10 protein-coding genes and 2 pseudogenes are annotated in these 19,194 nt (G+C 38.1%); all 12 read left to right on the top strand.

Annotated features, from left to right (window positions below; translation table 11 throughout):
• Positions 1 to 27: 27 nt before the first annotated feature.
• Complete coding sequence (locus COE25_RS08175; protein WP_180247442.1) at positions 28 to 1,233, top strand: response regulator transcription factor; 1,206 nt, start codon at positions 28 to 30, stop codon at positions 1,231 to 1,233.
• Entirely contained in the window at positions 1,233 to 3,116 is a 1,884-nt protein-coding gene (locus COE25_RS08170; RefSeq protein ID WP_218964318.1) for a substrate-binding domain-containing protein, read from the top strand. Before COE25_RS08175 ends, COE25_RS08170 begins: the two co-directional genes overlap by 1 nt.
• Positions 3,117 to 3,530: 414 nt before the next feature.
• Positions 3,531 to 3,629: pseudogene (locus COE25_RS32205) on the top strand (hypothetical protein); the annotation flags it as partial.
• A gap of 42 nt (positions 3,630 to 3,671) precedes the next feature.
• Positions 3,672 to 3,899, top strand: coding sequence for an FIMAH domain-containing protein (locus COE25_RS08165; protein WP_373605346.1), 228 nt, complete (start codon positions 3,672 to 3,674; stop codon positions 3,897 to 3,899).
• Positions 3,900 to 4,142: 243 nt separating this feature from the next.
• Positions 4,143 to 6,113 (top strand): family 43 glycosylhydrolase, encoded by a 1,971-nt coding sequence (locus COE25_RS08160; protein ID WP_098932245.1) that lies wholly within the window; start codon positions 4,143 to 4,145, stop codon positions 6,111 to 6,113.
• 112 nt (positions 6,114 to 6,225) lie between these two features.
• Positions 6,226 to 8,970 carry a family 43 glycosylhydrolase gene (locus COE25_RS08155; protein ID WP_257208731.1) on the top strand — a complete coding sequence of 915 codons (2,745 nt, stop codon included), beginning with the start codon at positions 6,226 to 6,228 and terminating at the stop codon, positions 8,968 to 8,970.
• A 68-nt stretch (positions 8,971 to 9,038) separates the two neighbouring features.
• Positions 9,039 to 9,460, top strand: a pseudogene (locus COE25_RS08150) (ATP-binding cassette domain-containing protein); the annotation flags it as partial.
• Between the two features lie 298 nt (positions 9,461 to 9,758).
• On the top strand, positions 9,759 to 14,273 hold the full coding sequence (locus COE25_RS08145; RefSeq protein ID WP_098932244.1) for a family 43 glycosylhydrolase: 4,515 nt from the start codon (positions 9,759 to 9,761) through the stop codon (positions 14,271 to 14,273).
• A 215-nt stretch (positions 14,274 to 14,488) separates the two neighbouring features.
• Positions 14,489 to 15,490: an ABC transporter substrate-binding protein gene (locus COE25_RS08140; RefSeq protein ID WP_098932243.1), complete on the top strand. Its 1,002-nt coding sequence runs from the start codon at positions 14,489 to 14,491 to the stop codon at positions 15,488 to 15,490.
• An 80-nt stretch (positions 15,491 to 15,570) separates the two neighbouring features.
• Positions 15,571 to 17,103 carry a sugar ABC transporter ATP-binding protein gene (locus tag COE25_RS08135; protein ID WP_098932242.1) on the top strand — a complete coding sequence of 511 codons (1,533 nt, stop codon included), beginning with the start codon at positions 15,571 to 15,573 and terminating at the stop codon, positions 17,101 to 17,103.
• Positions 17,093 to 18,175, top strand: coding sequence for an ABC transporter permease (locus COE25_RS08130; RefSeq protein WP_098932241.1), 1,083 nt, complete (start codon positions 17,093 to 17,095; stop codon positions 18,173 to 18,175). The genes COE25_RS08135 and COE25_RS08130 overlap by 11 nt, the downstream gene beginning before the upstream one ends.
• Entirely contained in the window at positions 18,153 to 19,166 is a 1,014-nt protein-coding gene (yjfF, locus tag COE25_RS08125; protein ID WP_098932240.1) for a galactofuranose ABC transporter, permease protein YjfF, read from the top strand. The genes COE25_RS08130 and yjfF overlap by 23 nt, the downstream gene beginning before the upstream one ends.
• The last annotated feature ends 28 nt before the right edge of the window (positions 19,167 to 19,194 follow it).

Raw genomic sequence — 19,194 nt, 5'->3', positions numbered from 1 at the left:
TCTTTCATTTTAATAGGGGGAATGGAAATGTTGAAATTACTTATTGCTGATGATGAACCTAAAATCATTAGAGGGTTGAAAAAATCTCTGAATTGGGATGAATGGAATATACAAATTGCAGGTGAAGCTCAAGATGGGGAGACTGCATTTGAATTGGCCCTGGAGGTTAAGCCTGATATTCTTTTTTTGGATATCAATATGCCTTTCCTTAATGGATTGCAATTGATTGGAAAACTGAAAAAGGAGATGCCTTCTTCCATTATTATCATAATCAGTGGACATGATGAATTTTCTTACGCACAGGAGGCCCTTCGATTAAATGTATTTGAATACTTACTAAAACCAGTTAATCCTGATGACCTGAAAAGAACTGTTACCAAAGCGGTCAACCATTTGAATGAATCTAGAAGAAGTAATCAATTGGTCCAATGGATGAATGAGCAATTGGAAGAGAATGTCGATTTGGTTAGAAACAGCTTTCTCTGCAAGTGGGTTAAAGGGCAGTTAAATGAAGAGGAAATTCATAAGCAGCTCCACTATTTTCGTCTAGATTGGGAAAAAGTTGGGATTTTTGTAATTAAGCCAAACAGGATAGCTGTAGAAGGAAATATCGGAGATGCTTGGGAAATGGACCTATTGTTTTTTAGCATGCAAAACATTATCGATGAATTACTCGATGCTTTCGAGCCACGTGTTGTTTTCCGGGATGAAAGCAATCATATCGTAGCAATGATACCTACGGAAGAGTTAGAGCCAATGGATCTGTTATGTGACCAATTTGAAGAGGTTATCGAAAAGTTGACAGGTAAAAAAATAATGATAGCCAAAAAAGTTGTAGAAAAGCCACCAACCGAAATCCCAGATGTTTATAGTAATTTCATCAAAGAGCTTAACGAACAATCTATGATTATGCCTGTGGTTATTTTGGCTAAAAGATATATTGATAGACATTACTACAAACAAGATTTAACCCTCCAGGAAGTAGCTAAAGAAGTTAATGTTAGTCCAAGTTATTTAAGCCGGCTTTTAAAGGAAGAATTAGGTTCTTCCTTTATCGATTACTTAACCCAAGTCAGGATTCAATATGCGATTAAATTTATGGAAAACCCATCATACAAAATTTATGAAATTGCGGATAAAGTCGGTTATAACACTCAGCATTATTTTAGTACAGCTTTTAAAAAGGTAATGGGTGTATCTCCTTCTAATTATGTTAAGGAGGTAGGGCATTAGTGAAAGCCGGGTTTCGGATTAAGAAAAGATATTGGATGACAATTTTAGTCTTAATAATCCTTGGATTGTTTGGCTATAAAGCAGCGCATGCTTCTCACAAGTCGAATGAAGGGACAAAATTTGTTATAGGTGTGTCCCAGGCAAATTTAACTGAACCTTGGCGAGTAGCTATGAATAATGAAATTAAAAGTGAATCAGATCGATATAATGATTTGCATGTGATTTATACTGATGCAGCTCATAGTATTGATAAACAGAAGCAAGATATTAATAAATTACTTGATTTTGGGATTGACTTGTTGATTATCTCCACTAATGATTCCAAAAGTTTAACACCTATAATCGCTAAGGTGCATAAAAAAATACCGGTTATCGTCTTAGGTCGAGCAATCGACGGGTATGATTATAGCTTATTTATTGGACCAGCCAATGAGGTCATTGGCAGAAACGCCGGGCAATTGGTGGCAGATCTGGCTGGAGATAAAAAAGTAAATTTAGTAGAAATACAAGGACTCTCCCAATCACCTCCAGTGATCGAAAGAAGTAAGGGCTTCAATGAAATAATAGAAAATCATCCTAATATTCACCAGGTGGATACGATAGTTGCAGATTGGAATCGAGATAAAGCCGAAGATGAGGTAATAGGGAGGCTAAAAAAGAACCGCAAAATCAATTTCGTCTTCGCACATAGTGATGCAATGGCTCTTGGGGTACATAGGGCATTAGAAAAAAAGGGAATTCAAGGAGTTAATATCATTGGCGTGGATGGACTAGAAGGTGATGATGGAGGACTTGATTTGGTTAGACGTAACATTTTGAAGGGGACCTTCGCCTATAGGACTGGTGGCAATGAATCAATTCAGTATGCGATGGATCTTTTACAAGGCAAATCTGGTATTCCCAAAAAAATACTTTTGCGTGTGAATAAAATTACGAAAGAAAATGTGGACCAATTCGTACAAACAAAACAAAATACATTGGATGAACCTAAAAAACTAAAAAATCATATTATTTTAGGATTTGTACAAGTGGGCAAAGAGAGCAGCTGGAGAGCGGCAAATTCCTCCTCGATTAAAAAAGCTGCCCAAGACTTTGACATTGATCTTAAATTTAAAAATGCGAATCAAAGTATAGATAATCAAATTGAAGCTATTCGAAACTTTATAAAGGAGCGGGTAGACGTTATTGCATTTTCGCCGGTTGTCCAAACCGGGTATGAAGAGGTTTTAAGGGAGGCTAAACGGGCCGGAATTCCTGTTATCTTGACGGATCGTGAATTGGACTTTAATGATGATTCACTTTGGCTGACTTCTATTGGCTCCGATTTTCAAGAGGAGGGTAGGAGAGCTGCGAGATGGCTTTTAGGATTTACCAAAGGAGTAAAGAAGGATATTAATATTGTAGAATTGCAGGGAACACAGGGGTCTTCACCAGCGGTTTATCGGAAAAAGGGATTTGAAGAACTGCTAAAAAATAATACAAACTATCACATCATCGCTTCCCAATCAGCTGATTTTACAAAAGAGGCAGGTAAACGTGTCATGAAAGAGATGTTGGAAAGGTATGGGGATAAGATTCAGGTCGTTTACTCCCATAATGATGATATGGCACTGGGAGCGATTGAGGCAATTGAAGAGGCTGGGAAAAGACCCGGGAAAGATATTTTGATTATTTCAGTAGATGCAACCAAAGAAGCATTTAATGCCCTATTTTCAGGTAAATTGAATTTGACGGTGGAGTGTAATCCATTATTAGGACCTGAATTAATGAAAGTGATATTAGATTATCAAGAAGGAAAAGAGATTCCAGTCAAAATCGTTACAAAGGAAGGGATTTTTAGTCAAGACAACGCCAAACGGGAATTCATTAATCGGGCTTATTAATTCTTGAACTAAACAAAGAACTCGAAAAATAACAAAAAAGATAAAAATCAAAAACAGGGGTAAAATAGTACAGAAGATTATAAACTTTTGAAGTTTTCTATAAATACAGTTACAACTTTTCTAATTAGAATTAATTTAACAGAAAGGGGAACGTAGATTAGATATCATTAGGCGGATGTTTGATCTCCAATGAGAGCTGAGTAGATATTTTGTTAGGTATACAATAACACTATTATGCAAACGCTTAATCTTTAAAGAATGGAAGAAGGAAGGGTAGGAAAAAAAATAGGATCTTAGATTTCTACCAGAAGATGGTTCTTATCTTCATGAGGTGAAGTTTACCCTAGAGGCTAAAGACGATGTGGAAGGTGTATCTAAAACGGAGTACAGCATGGACAAAGGAGCGACTGGAAGGCCTATAATAATCAGGTTGTATTAAAGCTAAACGGATCAAACATCATTCAATTCCGTTCTGTTGACAACGTTGGAAATGTTGAAGAAACTCAGTCGTTTACGGTAAACGTAAAAGAGGCCAAGCTTGTAAATTTGGAAGCGATGATTCAATCCTACGGGCTTTCTTCTAATGGAGCAGAGCAGTCTCTCTTAAGCCACATTAAAACAGCTCAGAGTCATTTTGAGAAGGGGAATGAAGATAAGGGATATGACGCACTACAAAAAGCGATTAAGTTTATTCAAAAGTTACCATCCAACCATGTAAATCAAGAGCAGAAAGAAGAATTGATCATGTTTATTACTTACATGAACAATAATAAGCTTCATTAAAACATCTAGTGAATAGACCTTGAAACCACGTTAAAAGTGGTTTTAAGGTCTATTTTTCTTTTTTGTATACTTAGTTAAACTAGTAAGCAAAGTTTCTATTGATAAAATTTTGCTATAAAAATAATGTGTTGTATTTTATAAAATAACGTAGATTTTTATAAAGATTGTCTACTACTGATTTGATATACTCTCACATATGAAAGCGTTTAAATATTATTTTTTAAGGAGGAATTACACAACCCTATGAAAAAAGTAGTTTCGAAAATTATGTTATCAACACTACTATTATCATCCTTTTCAACTGCAGCCTATGCGGAAAACCCTATCATTAAGGATAAGTTCACCGGTGACCCGGCTGCGCTCGTTCAGGGTGACAAGGTTTATCTCTATGCAGGACACGATGAAGCGAGTGCGGGTGGAAATTTTTATTTTATGCCAGAATGGGTCATTTATTCTTCAACTGATATGGAGAATTGGAAACAAGAGGGATCACTAAGCGTCAAGGATACCTTTTCATGGGCAAGGGAAGATGCCGCATGGGCGAGTCAAGTAATCGAGAGAGACGGTACCTATTATTGGTATGTAGCCACTAATAATAAGGACGGTAGTGGATATTGTATTGGTGTAGCTACCTCCCAAAGTCCAACTGAAGGGTTTAAGGACGCACTTGGAAAGCCATTGATTACCAATCAAATGACGACCTCCAGCATTTCATGGGATGATATTGATCCTACAGTATTGGTGGATGATGACGGACAGGGGTACCTATACTGGGGAAATTCGTATCCATACTATGCAAAGCTCAAACCGAACATGATCGAGCTAGACGGGGATATTCAAAAGGTTACCATCAATAACTTGAAAGGTGGTTTCACAGAAGCTCCGTGGATTCATAAACGGAATGGCAAATATTATTTATCATTTGCTCATAATTGGCCAGAAGGACTAGCTTACGCAATGAGTGAGAGCCCTACCGGTCCATGGGAATATAAGGGAATGCTTATGGATCCGTTCACCTCAGACCCTAATGATAAAAACAATAGTAATACTAGTCATCAATCCATTATTGATTTCAAAGGAAAGTCGTACATTATTTATCATACCGCTGCTTTGCCAACCGGAAGTTCATACAGACGCTCAGTCTCAATCGATCGATTATACTACAATCCCGACGGCACAATAAAAAAAGTCGTCCCTACTTCCACAGGCTTGGATGGTGAAGGACAAAAGCTGCAGTCGTACAGTTTCCTAGACCGATATATTAGGCACTATAACAATGATGCACGGATTGATCCTTTAGACGTATTAAATATTTCAAATTTTGATGCCAGATGGCAGATAGTCCCTGGACTAGCGACTTCAGGAGAGGAGTATGTTTCCATTCAGTCTGTGAATAAGCCAGGATACTATTTAAGACATAGTAATAATGACCTCGCACTTGTAAAAAATGACGGTACAGATATATTCAAAGCTGATGCCACATTTAAAAAGGTGCCTGGTTTATCGGATTCAAACTGGGCTTCCTTTCAGTCATATAACTTCCCGAATTTATATATTAAGCAAAAGGATTACTTATTGAAGTTAGAGCAGGTGAATACCGAAGGGGATAAAGAGAATGCAACTTTTAAGATGTCAGAAGCAGATGTAAAGGATGTCCAACTGAATATTGATAGCCTTACACTGCAACAAAATGATGAAAGCAGTTTGTCTGCTGTTGTATTACCAAGTAGTGTACTTAATCAAAAAGTGACTTTTACATCCAGTGATCCTAATGTCGTATCCATTTCTAATTCTACTTATAATCCTGAAGATGGAAAGACAACCGTTACAATTGCTGCGAAATCTCCGGGTAAGGCTGATATTATTGCTACAACCGACGAAGGACAATTCGCTGATTCGGCTACAATTACTGTAGAAAAACAGATGCCTACAATTATAAAGGATTTAAAAATATCTGTGAATAATAGAAAAGTTCAAATCGAAGGCTATTTGACTCAGAAAAAAGGGTCGGATGTGGCTGTAAGCGTTACAGCGCCAAATGGAAAATTGGATTATCTTGATCAAATTACCACGGAAGACGACGGTAAATTCAGGTATGAATTTACACTTTGGAATCATGCAGCTGGTAAATATGATGTTAAACTTGGTGGTATAGACTTAAGTGAAATAGTGAATACCAGCTTCCAATATAAGCCCGGGCCACAAAATCAATGAATATCTTGGAATACTTAACTAGGTATCTAAGCACTAGTTTCGGAGAAACAATCTAATAATCTATTAATATTAAAAGTGAATCTTATGTAAGGTTCATAAGGGGGGATTAAATATGAAGTTGAAAAAAACTATTCATTGTGCACTGGCAGTCACACTTTTGTCGGTTCCTACAACGATTATTCCTTCGTGGGCTGCTACAATAACACCAGAAACAACAAGTGCTGTTGACCAGGCAACTGGGAGTGCTTCAGTAACGGAGGAAGGTCTCACAACTTGGTATAAATTTGATCAATTAAACGGGACATCCATAACTGATGCCTCTGGTCATGGCAAGGATGCCACCGTTATGAACGGGGCTTCCTTGGCTACAGTGGCAGGCAGGACCGGTATTGATCTTGAGCATACGAAAAGCCAATATGTCCAGTTGCCAAAAGGTATTATGAGTACTCTGGATGATTTCACCATTTCGACATGGGTATATCTGGATTCAAAAACAGGAAATTGGACTCGAATTTTTGATTTTGGAACCGGAGCTAATGCAGGGAAAATTTTCCTTACAGAAAACCTGTATTTGGATGTAGTAGGACGAGTTGCCGATGCCACTCCGAGTGCTCCGAAGATTGGTGAATGGACGCATATCGCTATCAGTAAAAACGGAACAGCTTATACAATTTATGTTAATGGCAAGGTTGGTGCTACAGGAACTTCAACCAAGAAACCGTCTGATTTTGGGGAAACCGCGTATAACTATATTGGAAAATCGAATTGGCCAGACCCATATTTAGACGGTAAAGTGAGTGATTTCCGCATATATAATAGAGGATTGAGTGCAGAAGAAATCCAACAGGTTGTCTCAGAATCAATGACTGACCAAGAAGCCGTTGGAAAAGTTGCAGGAACTTTGACTCTTGGTGAAACGTCAAAAGTCATTAAAGATTTAAAATTACCTTTGAATGCTGATAATGGGGTATCGATTTCTTGGAAATCTGACTCTCCTTCAGTAATTTCCAATACAGGTGTAGTGACAAGACCTGCAAAAGACCAAAAGGATGCAAATGTATCCTTAACAGCAACAATTAGCCGGAATGGATACTCAGAAACGAAAAACTTTACGGTCACTGTGCTGGCTGACAGCATCGTGTCTATAGAGGCGGTAAATCTTAGAACAATGGTAGATTTCCCACCTAAGCTTCCTAGGAAGGTAACAGTACACTATTATGATGGTCATACCGAGCAACTAGATGTAGAGTGGGACCTTATTCCAAATGATGATTTCTCACAAACTGGGAAGCTTGAGGTCAAGGGCTCTGTCTATGGTACCAAAATTCAGCCTGTTGCCAATATAAGTGTTACTAAGATTGCTAAAGTTGACGAGGTGAACGTTAAGACAAAACAGGGCACCGCGCCACAGCTTCCATCTACTGTAGATGTACATTATAGTGACGGATCTACTGGAACACTTAATGTGGATTGGGCAGAAGTGAACAAACAAGATTATACCAAAACCGGAACCTTTCCCGTTAAAGGGGAGGCGACAACCTATGAATATACTGACCCATTGATTGAGCAAAGAGCAGATCCTCACATTTTTAAACATACTGATGGCTATTATTATTTCACAGCATCGGTTCCTGAATATAACCGCATTGTATTGCGGAGAGCAAAAACTCTTCAGGGACTTGCTACAGCAGAGGAAAAGGTAATTTGGACCAAACATGCTACAGGGGATATGGGAGCGCATATTTGGGCACCTGAAATCCATTTTATCGATGGAAAATGGTACATTTACTTTGCAGCGGGAGCAGCGGAAGATATTTGGAAAATCCGTCCATATGTTATCGAGTGCGGAGATGCGAACCCACTCACAGGAACATGGACAGAAAAAGGCATGATGCAAAAACCAGCAGGCAGTACGGCCTTCACCAATTTTTCCTTAGATTCCACCATATTTGAGAACAATGGCAAACGTTATTTCGCCTGGGCACAGAAGGATGGCGGAAATTCGAATCTTTATATCGCGGAAATGAGTAATCCATGGACGATTACTGGAAACCCAGTAATGATTTCCACTCCGGATTACTCTTGGGAAAGACAAGGATATTGGGTCAATGAGGCACCGAGTGTATTAAAGCGGAATGGAAAAATATTCATGACTTTTTCTGCAAGCGCCACCGATGCTAACTATTGCTTGGGGTTATTGACCGCTTCGGATACTAGTGATTTATTAGATCCTAAGTCATGGAAGAAATCGCCAGAACCAGTGTTGAAAAGCGATGAAACAACGGGCCTTTACGGACCGGGACATAATGCCTTTACTGTAGCGGAAGATGGGAAAACGGATATCCTGGTTTATCATGCCCGCTCCTACAAAGATATTCAAGGGGATCCCCTGTATGATCCAAACCGGCATACTAGGGTGAAGAGAATAACTTGGAATGCTGATGGTACACCGAATTTCTCAAGTGTTCCTGTAAATGGAGCCGTACCTGGACCTGCTATTTCAGTAAAGGCGAATGTGACTGTCGATGACAATGCTGAATTTTCGGTCGTCACTTATTTTAGTTCAAAACAACTACAACCAAAGGAAAAGCTAGGTGCTACAGTTCAGGTTACTAGTCACAAGAGCACCGCTCAGTCTATTTTAGTGACAATGGCTCTGTATGACAACGATAATCGACTGGTGGATACCCAGTCTCAGACCCAAAGTATCGCAGCGGGTTCTAAGACCTCTTTCTCCTTGAGTATGAAGATGCCAACCAAATTGGATGGGCACAAAGTTAAGGTCTTTGTGTGGGAAGGAAAAGAAATTGAATCCTCTTCACTAAAGCCTGTATCGTCACCAAAAGTTTTGCAATAATAAAAAAATCAGGGCTAAGCTAGTCCTGATTTTTTTATATGATAGGGTAGGCTCAATCTATCGCATAGGACATCAAACAAAGTAAGAATTAGGGATTGTTATTATTCACCAAGAACTGGCATTAATTCCATATCTATCGATTGCCGAAAATATCTTCCTTGGTAACGAACAGGCGAAAAATGGAATTATCAACTGGAATGAAACGGTGTTAAGGACGAGAGAACTGCTGAAAAAGGTAGGATTAAACGAATCACCAAATATCAAAACGGCGAACTTGGGCGTCGGGAAACAACAATTAAGAGAAATAGCGAAGGCGCTTTCTAAAAATGTAAAATTATTAATATTAGATGAACCTACTGCTGCTTTAAATGAACACGACAGTGAAAACCTATTGAATCTGTTTTTAGAGTTAAAAAAACATGGCATGACAGCCATTATTAAATCGCATAAATTAAATGAAATTTCCAAAGTGGATTCCATTACAATTCTTATTAAACAAAACATTAGTAATCTAAAAATATATTAGTAAAAAAAGAAATGCCAAGTCAGCCAAGTGCTTTATTAAAAAGCCTTGGCTTCTTTGCATGTATTCTCTCCCCGGGCAATCACAGATAATAAGGATCCAAATTACCTTTGAACATTAGGCTTCATCAAAAAATAGCCAATTATTATAAACAATCCATGTTTTTTATAAATACAGCTTTTGTTTTTTTTTTTTAAATTATCTAAAAGAGAAAGGAGTGTAGCTTCTTTTAAAAAGAGTGAAGAAAAAATAGAGGAGGAAAGAAATGAAAGGTAGGCAGTATTTTTCAATATTTTTATCTGTATTAATGGTATTTTCACTGATCCCAAAACCGGTAATTCAAGCGGAGGAGATTAGCAGTACAGAAAATCGCTTAATCGCTCACTATGATATGTCGAGAGCGGATGGTAAGTTGACGGATGTTACGAACAATGGATTTGACGCAGAATATGTTGGGTTTCAAGATGGAGATTTTTTAGAAGAACAAGGCGATACAATTCTGAACTTCACAGGAGATAAGTCTAAATATGTAAAATTACCAAAAAGACTTATTGATGATGAAACATTTACAATTGAAACAAAATTTAGCACAACAACAAGTGCTGGCCATTGGCTTTACACCCTTGGGACAAAGGAAGGTTCTTGGCCGAATGTTAACAATTACATCTTTTTAAATCCAAAACAAGGAAATGGAACGACTCGTTTTGGGATTAAAAATTCTAGCACGGAACTTCTTTTCCAAAATGCAACAATTAAGTCAGGTGAATATAATACATTCACAGCAACATTTAAAGAAGGAGAAATTATACTTTATTTAAATGGACAACAAGTTGGAACACTACCACATACGTATAAGGTAATGGATATTCTTGCAGCTGGGACAGACCCTACAGCTAATTTTATCGGATATATTGGTAAATCCTTGTACACAGCTGATGCAGTATTTACTGGAAAATTAGCTGATTTTAAGGTATATAACTATACATTATCAGCAGAAGAGGTAAAACTGAATGCTGGTTTAACAGATGAGGAAATTGTTGCATTAGCAAAAGCCAACTTAACAATTCCAAATGCAGATGACATTCGTGGAAACATTACATTACCTACAAGTACGGATAAAGGTGCAACAATTACTTGGGAAACGGACAATGCAGCTGTTGTAAATGTAAATGAAGGAATCAATGAAAATTACGATAAGACTCCTGCAGGTGTTGTAACAAGACAGGAAACTGATACAAAAGTAACATTGACAGCAACAATCAAGTATAAGGGAATAAGCGATACAAAGAAAATACCACTTACAGTTAAGGCTAAACCGGCAAAAAAGAATTTCACATCTTATTTATTTACTCACTTTACAGGTGAAAGTGCAAATGGAGAACAGATGTATTTTGCTAGCAGTAAAGATGGTTTGCACTGGAAAGATTTAAATGAGGTTGATCCAGTAATAACGTCTGATGTAGGTGAAAAGGGTGTACGTGACCCGTCTATCATACGCTCAGCCGAGGGTGACAAATTCTACATTATTGCAACAGATTTAAGAATTGCCAGTGGAAAAGGCTGGGGTGCCGCACAAACGGCTGGAAGCAAATCACTGATCATTTGGGAGTCTACAGATTTAGTAAATTGGTCTAAACCAAGAATGGTAGAGGTAGCTCCACCGAATGCAGGCGATGCATGGGCACCGGAAGCATATTATGACGAAAAGACAGGGGAATACGTTGTATTCTGGGCTTCAACTGTGAAGAATGATCAAGGGGTATTCGAACCACATAACATCTATTATGCAAAGACAAGAGATTTTTATACGTTCACGGAACCAAAGATGTTCATTGATCGTCCTGGTAGTCAGCATATTATTGATACAACCATTATTGAAGATGGGAATATGTATTACCGTTATTCAGGGGATGGTCAAATTACGGTTGAAAAAAGTAATCAAATTCTCGGTGAATGGTCAAAAATTGGCACCATTCAATCTTCAACAGGATTAACAGGATCCGACGTTGAAGGGCCATTAATTTATAAATTCAATGATAGAAATGCATGGAATTTAATGGTCGATCAGTATGCGACTGGAAAAGGTTATCTTCCATTAATTACATCTGATTTAGCAAGCGGCCAGTTCACTAAATTAACAGCTGCAGACTATTCTTTGGGTTCTAACCGTAAGAGACATGGATCAGTACTCAATCTTACACAAGAAGAGTACGATGCTGTAATGGCCAAATGGGATAAAGTGGTCAAAGTGCCTGATGAAGAAGAACAAGAACAGCCAATTCTTGAGTATAACTTTGATGCAGTCACTACAGACAGGACGATCCAGGATAATTCGGGAAATAACCATACAGGTACATTGAATGGAAATGCAACTTATGTGACAGATACCGAAAAGGATTCAAAGGCATTATATCTAGATGGAACAACTAATACATTTGCCGCCTTTCCGACAGGTTTCTTTGATGGAAGAAATACTGTGACTATCTCTATGGATATTAAACCGGAAACGGTATCAGGAAACTTCTTTACCTTTGCCATAGGAAAGAATGACCAAAAATATATGTTCCTAAGAACACGCGATACGGAAATAAGAAATGCGATGACTACTACTAGCTGGTCATCGGAACAGGAGGTAAAAACAAATACCACTTCTATTAAGAGCAAGTGGTTCAATATCAAACTTGTCATTACACCTACAAGTATGGCCATGTATAAGGATGGGATACTTGTAGCTGAAAATAACAATGTAACAGTATCAATGACAGACTTAGGTGCACAATTATCAGCATTTTTAGGTAAATCCTTTTACTCAGGAGACCAATACTTCAAAGGTTATTTCGACAACGTAAAGGTATATAATCGTACACTTTCAGAAGCAGAAATTCTAGAAATGTCTATTCAATCGACTGGAATTGGCAATTTTGTAGTACCTGGTCAAAAAGGTCAATCTGAAATAGATTCTAAATCACATAGAATTACAGTTCCTGTTAAAGAAGGACAAGGTTTGGATATAACTAATTTGGCTCCAACTATAACTATTAAACCTGGATCTACTGTAAGTCCAGTGTCAGGCGAAGGACAGGATTTTACTAATCCTATTACCTATACGGTGACGGACAAGGATGGAAATAAGCAGGAATGGACTGTGAGTTTAAAAGTATATCCATCAGGTACATTGCCAGGACTTTATGCAGATCCACAGATCGCTGTTTTTGGTGATACTTATTATATTTATCCTACAACAGATGGCTTTACCGGTTGGTCAGGTTCACAATTTAAAGCATTCTCCTCAAAAGATTTAATAAATTGGAAAGACGAGGGTGTAATCTTAGATTTAGCAACTGACGATGTTACATGGGCAGATAAGCGCGCTTGGGCACCGGCAATCGCAGAAAAGAATGGTAAATATTATTACTATTTCTGTGCAGACGCCAACATTGGTGTAGCAACAGCACCAACACCAACAGGACCATTTAAAGATGCTTTAGGCAAACCATTGGTGCCAAGTGGAAAATATTCCGGCCAAGCCATTGATCCATACGTATTTACAGATGATGATGGCCAATCTTACTTTTATTGGGGTAATGGTGATCTCTATGGTGCAAAGCTAAATGATGATATGGTTTCTTTTGCAAGTACTCCAGTCAAGATGACCCCGCCTAATTTTAGAGAGGGATCTGTTGTATTTAAAAGAAACGGTATTTATTACTTATTGTGGTCAGAAGATGATACAGGTAGCGAGAATTATCAGGTTGCTTACGCAACAGGGACATCTCCAATGGGACCATGGACAAAGAAAGGTGTCATTCTGAGTAAAGATTTAAGCCTTGGAATCAAAGGGCCAGGTCATAACTCTGTATTAAATATACCAAACACGGATGAATATTATATTGTTTATGCCCGCCATGCAATGCCTGATGGAAACGGATTTAACCGTGAAGTGGTGATTGATAAGATGGAGTTTAACGAAAATGGCACTATAAAGCCAGTAAAACCAACCTTGACAGGTATAACTGATCCAGTTTATGTAGATACAGAAGGTCCTGTAGGGAAGTTTACGATAAATTCTGGTGCGGAATTTACAAAAGATCCGAATGTTACACTATCACTTGAAGCAACCGATAAACTAAGTGGAGTGAACCAGGTTCGTTTTTCCACCAATGCTAAGGATTGGACAGAATGGGAAGAGTATAAGCCAGCAAAAGAATTCACCCTGCCTTCAGGTGATGGGGAGAAGACTGTTTACATTGAATTTAACGACCACGCGGGAAATGTCAGTAACACGTATCAACAAAAGATAACCCTTGATACGACTGCCCCTGTGATTCAATTTATTGGACTTCAGGATACTTATTCTGTCGATACGCTTATAAATATAACTTGCTATGCCATCGATGATTTGTCTGGTATTGCTTCTAAAGAATGCCCAAGTGTTGAAGGACCAGCCTATACCTTCGAGTTAGGGGCTCATAAAATCACTGCCTCTGCCACTGATAAAGCAGGAAATACCGGCAAAGTCGACATCGAATTTACTGCAACTGTTGATTTTGATAGTTTAAGCCGATTGACCCAATCCTTTGTAAGTAAGGATGGGGTGGCGCATTCACTTGTGGCGAAACTCCAATCAGCAAAAGAAGGAGCCGCTAAAGGTAACAAACAGACCGTGGACGGTACATTGAAGGCGTATGAAAATGAGCTGTCTGCCCAAATAGGGAAAACTATTACTGAAAAACAGGCAAATATTTTGATTTCTTTGTCGGATATGCTCTACTTAAAATAAGCCAGAATGATCATTAAATAGACCCCAAAAACTACTAAATAGTAGGTTTTAGGGTCTATTTTTTTATTTTTAAAAAAATAATCACTTAAATATTATATTTTCTAATGTAAAAAAGAAAGCGGAATATTATAAAAAAACGCATTTCATTGAAAATACAATACTAGAGTAATTATTTATAATGAACATAGATTCAAATTAATTAAGGGGGAAGTCAAATGAAAAAATTTAAAAAATTGTTTACTGCATTAATTTCAACAGCAACTGCGATCTCATTAATGACAGGATGTGCTGCCGGGAACAACCAACAGGCGAGTAGTGGTTCAAGTAGTGGGAAAGATGGGAAGATTGTCGTTGGTTTTTCACAAGTAGGAGCTGAAAGCGAGTGGAGAACAGCTAATACTAAGTCAGTCAAAGAAAGTGCAGAAAAAGACCCACAAATTGAATTAAAGTTCTCAGATGCCCAGCAAAAACAGGAAAACCAAATTAAAGCAATCCGTTCCTTTATTGCTCAGAAGGTGGATGTAATCGCTTTCTCTCCTGTTGTTCAAACAGGTTTTGATACAGTTCTTCAAGAAGCAAAAACAGCAGGTATTCCTGTTATATTAACTGACCGTGCTGTAGATGCCGATCCATCCCTTTATAAAACGATGATTGGATCAGATTTCGTTGAGGAAGGCAAGAAAGCGGCACAATGGATGTTGGACAATGTAAAAACGGATAAGCCGGTAAATATCGTTGAGCTCCAAGGAACTGTAGGTTCTGCTCCTGCCATTGACCGAAAAGCTGGTTTTGAAGAAGTAATCAAAGATCATACGAATTATAAAATTATTAAATCTCAAACAGGTGACTTTACCCGTACTAAGGGTAAAGAAGTAATGGAAGCATTCTTAAAGTCTGATGGAAAAAATATCAATGTCGTATATTCTCACAATGACGATATGGCAATCGGTGCAATTCAAGCGATTGAAGAATATGGCTTAACTCCAGGGAAAGATATCAAAATCATTTCTGTTGATGGTGTAAAAGGTGCTTTTGAGGCGATGATGGCTGGCAAGTTAAATGCCTCTATTGAATGTAACCCATTATTAGGAGAACAGTTGATGCAAGCCATTAAGGATGTTAAAGCAGGTAAAGAATTACCAAAGTGGATTAAGACAGAAGAAGGTATCTTTGATACAACTAATGCAGCAAAGGAATTCCCTAATCGACAATATTAAAAGCTTTTTTAGATATAGGAGCTCTCTTATTAGGGAACTCCTAAATTACTCATAAAATAAACAAAAGGAGCATTAAAACAATGTTCATACAAGAGAAACCAATTCTATACATGGAAGGTGTCACAAAGTCCTTTCCTGGAGTGAAGGCTTTGTCTGACGTTAACTTTACTCTTCGTAAAGGAGAAGTTCATGCTCTCATGGGTGAAAACGGTGCAGGTAAATCGACGTTAATTAAAGTGCTAACCGGAGTCCACAATTTTGATGGAGGAACCATCCTTTTCGACGGAAAGAACATTGAGCCGAAATCTCCACTAGATGCCCAAAATATTGGAATAAGCACGGTTTACCAGGAAGTGAATTTATGCCCTAATTTGACAGTAGCAGAAAATATTTTTATTGGCAGACCACCGAAAAAAGGCGGCAGAATCGATTGGAAGTTAATGAATCAAGAATCACAAGAAATCCTGAAGCGAGTAAATCTCGATATTGATCCGACTAAATTACTCTCTTCATACTCTGTTGCCATTCAACAAATGATTGCGATTGCTCGCGCAGTTGATATTTCAGCAGGGGTATTAATCTTGGATGAACCGACCGCGAGTTTGGATGAAAACGAAGTAAAACAGTTGTTTAAGATCATGCGTAAGCTGCGTGATGAAGGAATGGGAATCGTATTTGTCACACATTTCCTAGATCAAGTCTATGAAATAACGGATCGTATTACCGTCCTTCGGAACGGTAAACTCATTGGCGAGTACAAAACGAGTGAATTATCTAGGATAGAATTAGTAACTAAAATGGTTGGTAGAGAAATCGATGAAAAAGAACACAGCAAACAAAACAAAAGCATAGGTTCTTCTTTAAAGAAAAAGGAAGAACATTTTTTAAAAGCTGTCAGTCTAGGAAAAAAAGGCACGATAGAGCCATTTGATCTGGAAATGAAAAAAGGGGAAGTACTTGGTCTTGCTGGTTTACTTGGTTCCGGCAGGTCTGAAATTGCTAGGCTGATATTTGGAATTGATAAAGCGGACGATGGTGTCATTTATATAGATGAAAAAAAGATTTCGGCCATGTATCCTAAAAAAGCTATACAACAAGGAATGGGATTTTGTCCGGAAGATCGTAAAAAAGAGGGCATCATCGGAGAATTAACTATCAGGGAAAACATGATTCTTGCTCTTCAGGCTAAAAGAGGCATATTCAATTATATCTCTAGAAAAGAACAAGAGGAAATCGCTAATAAATATATTAATATGCTGCGAATAGCTACCCCATCTATGGAACAACAAATCAGAAATCTAAGTGGAGGTAATCAACAAAAAGTGATTCTTGGGAGATGGCTGGCAACCAATCCGAAATTGCTTATATTAGATGAACCTACTCGTGGAATTGATGTAGGAACCCGGACGGAAATTCAAAAATTAATACGAACACTTGCTAATGATGGTATGACGGTTTTGCTTATTTCCTCCGAATTGGAAGAATTAGTAGCTTGTTGCGATCGGGTAATTGTTTTGCGTGACCGTTCTCCGATTGGACAGCTTCGCGGAGAGAATATATCAGAAAGTATTATTATGAAAACTATAGCAGGAGCTGGCGCAAATGTTTCTTAATCAATGGAATAAACTGAGGCATTCAAGGGTATTTTGGCCTTTAATGGCCCTCTTAGCATTACTTATATTTAATTATTTTTATATACCAGGTTTTTTTACCATCGAAATCAAGAATGGTCATTTATTTGGAACCATTATTGACATATTAAATCGGGCGGCTCCGCTTATTATTGTATCTATTGGTATGACCTTAGTTATTGCAACAGCTGGTGTGGATATCTCGGTTGGAGCTGTTGTGGCGATATCAGGTGCAATGGCAGCTTACCTGATCGGAGGAACTCTGGTTGTTAACAATGGAGTTCAAGAGTATGTAAGTGATACGCCTATGGCGCTAGCCATCCTTGCTGCCCTTGGTGCTTCCGTCCTTTGCGGAATGTGGAATGGCGCATTGGTATCTAAAATAGGTGTTCAACCAATGGTAGCCACCCTTATCCTTATGACAGTTGGACGGGGAATTGCGCAGCTGTTCAGTGAAGGACAAATTATCACTGTCTACTATAAACCGTTTAGCTTTTTTGGTGGTGGATACTTTTTAGGAATACCGTTTGCTATTTTTGTTGCCGCGGTAGTGGGGTTATTAGTTTACTTGCTTATGAGAAAAACCGCAATGGGATTGTTTTTAGAGTCGGTAGGCGGAAATATGGAATCCAGCCGTTTTACAGGGATTAATTCGAAGAAGATCATCTTCTGGGCTTATGTGATCTGTGGTTTGTGCGCTGGGATCGCAGGAATCTTAATTAGTTCGAACGTGAAGAGTGCAGATGGAAATAACGCTGGATTATGGATGGAGTTAGATGCAATTTTAGCTGTCGTGATTGGTGGTACTTCAATGAACGGTGGAAGGTTTTACCTATCAGGTACCATTATCGGTGCTATTTTCCTTCAAATGTTAAAAACAACTATTTATTCCACTGGAGTTCCTCCAGAAAGTATACTCGTGGTAGAAGCAATTGTAGTTATTATCGTATCGCTTGTTCAATCGGAAAAATTCAGAAGCTTATTTATCTTAAAAATGGGCAGCAAGCGTAAGAAGGGAGTAATTCAATCTAATGAGAAACATGCTGCGAGTTAGTCAATTAAATATCACGTTAATTTCGACCATAATTCTATTTCTTTCCTTATTTAGTGTAGGTTCTTTTCGATATACGGGCTTTTTATCATCGCAAGTCTTTCTGAATCTATTTATCGACAATGCTTTTTTAATCATCATTGCTACAGGATTAGTATTTGTTATATTATCTGGTGGAATCGATTTGTCAGTAGGATCGGTTGTTGCGCTAACCACTATGGTGTCCGCAAGTATGCTTCAGAAAGGTGCAAACCCGATTATTGTTATGGTTGTAGTTCTTTTAATGGGAATCATATTTGGATTTGCGCAAGGATACATCATTCAGCGTTTTCAATTACATCCATGGATTGTTACATTAGCAGGTTTGTTTTTGGCTAGAGGACTTTGTTATTTTATTAGCATCGAATCTATTACTATCACAGATCCATTGTTTACTAAGCTATCTCACTATAAAATAATGCTGGGTGGCCAATATTTTATTTCCATTAGTGTATTGATTAGTATTGTGTTTGTATTGGCAGCCATGTATGTGGCTAAATATACAGAGTTTGGCCGGACTGTTTACGCCATTGGTGGAAACGAACAATCGGCTATGCTTATGGGACTGCCTGTTGTAAGAACGAAAATTCTCATTTACGCTATCAGTGGCTTTAGTTCTGCCCTCGGAGGATTGGTTTTCACCTTCTACATGTTGTCTGGATATGGGCTTCACGCATTAGGTCTAGAAATGGATGCCATTGCAGCATGTGTCATAGGTGGAATTCTTTTAACCGGAGGGTATGGATATGTTGTTGGTCCAATGTTTGGCGTGCTGAGTATGGGAGTAATTCAAACCATTATCATGTTTGAAGGGACACTCAGTTCATGGTGGACAAGAATTGTAATTGGAGTCTTATTGTTTGTTTTTATCGTACTTCAACGAATTATCGTCATTCAGAGTGAGAGAAACAAAACCATTATAAAAAGAAAAGAAAGAAAAGCACTCGCTACCTGAATCAACGATGAGAGGGAAATCTGAAGTG

This window comes from Bacillus sp. AFS031507 (genome assembly GCF_002584635.1).
Lineage (GTDB): Bacteria > Bacillota > Bacilli > Bacillales > Cytobacillaceae > Neobacillus.
Note: the sequence above shows the minus strand (reverse complement) of the source record. Positions and strands in the feature narration are given on the sequence as shown.

What these genes read in the sequence shown, in the direction of transcription:
- COE25_RS08140 (WP_098932243.1), top strand. Translation starts at nt 14,489, where the DNA reads ATGAAAAAATTTAAAAAATTGTTTACTGCATTAATTTCAACAGCAACT.
- COE25_RS08165 (WP_373605346.1), top strand. Translation starts at nt 3,672, where the DNA reads ATGATTCAATCCTACGGGCTTTCTTCTAATGGAGCAGAGCAGTCTCTC.
- COE25_RS08135 (WP_098932242.1), top strand. Translation starts at nt 15,571, where the DNA reads ATGTTCATACAAGAGAAACCAATTCTATACATGGAAGGTGTCACAAAG.
- COE25_RS08130 (WP_098932241.1), top strand. Translation starts at nt 17,093, where the DNA reads ATGTTTCTTAATCAATGGAATAAACTGAGGCATTCAAGGGTATTTTGG.
- COE25_RS08160 (WP_098932245.1), top strand. Translation starts at nt 4,143, where the DNA reads ATGAAAAAAGTAGTTTCGAAAATTATGTTATCAACACTACTATTATCA.
- COE25_RS08155 (WP_257208731.1), top strand. Translation starts at nt 6,226, where the DNA reads ATGAAGTTGAAAAAAACTATTCATTGTGCACTGGCAGTCACACTTTTG.
- COE25_RS08175 (WP_180247442.1), top strand. Translation starts at nt 28, where the DNA reads ATGTTGAAATTACTTATTGCTGATGATGAACCTAAAATCATTAGAGGG.
- COE25_RS08145 (WP_098932244.1), top strand. Translation starts at nt 9,759, where the DNA reads ATGAAAGGTAGGCAGTATTTTTCAATATTTTTATCTGTATTAATGGTA.
- yjfF (WP_098932240.1), top strand. Translation starts at nt 18,153, where the DNA reads ATGAGAAACATGCTGCGAGTTAGTCAATTAAATATCACGTTAATTTCG.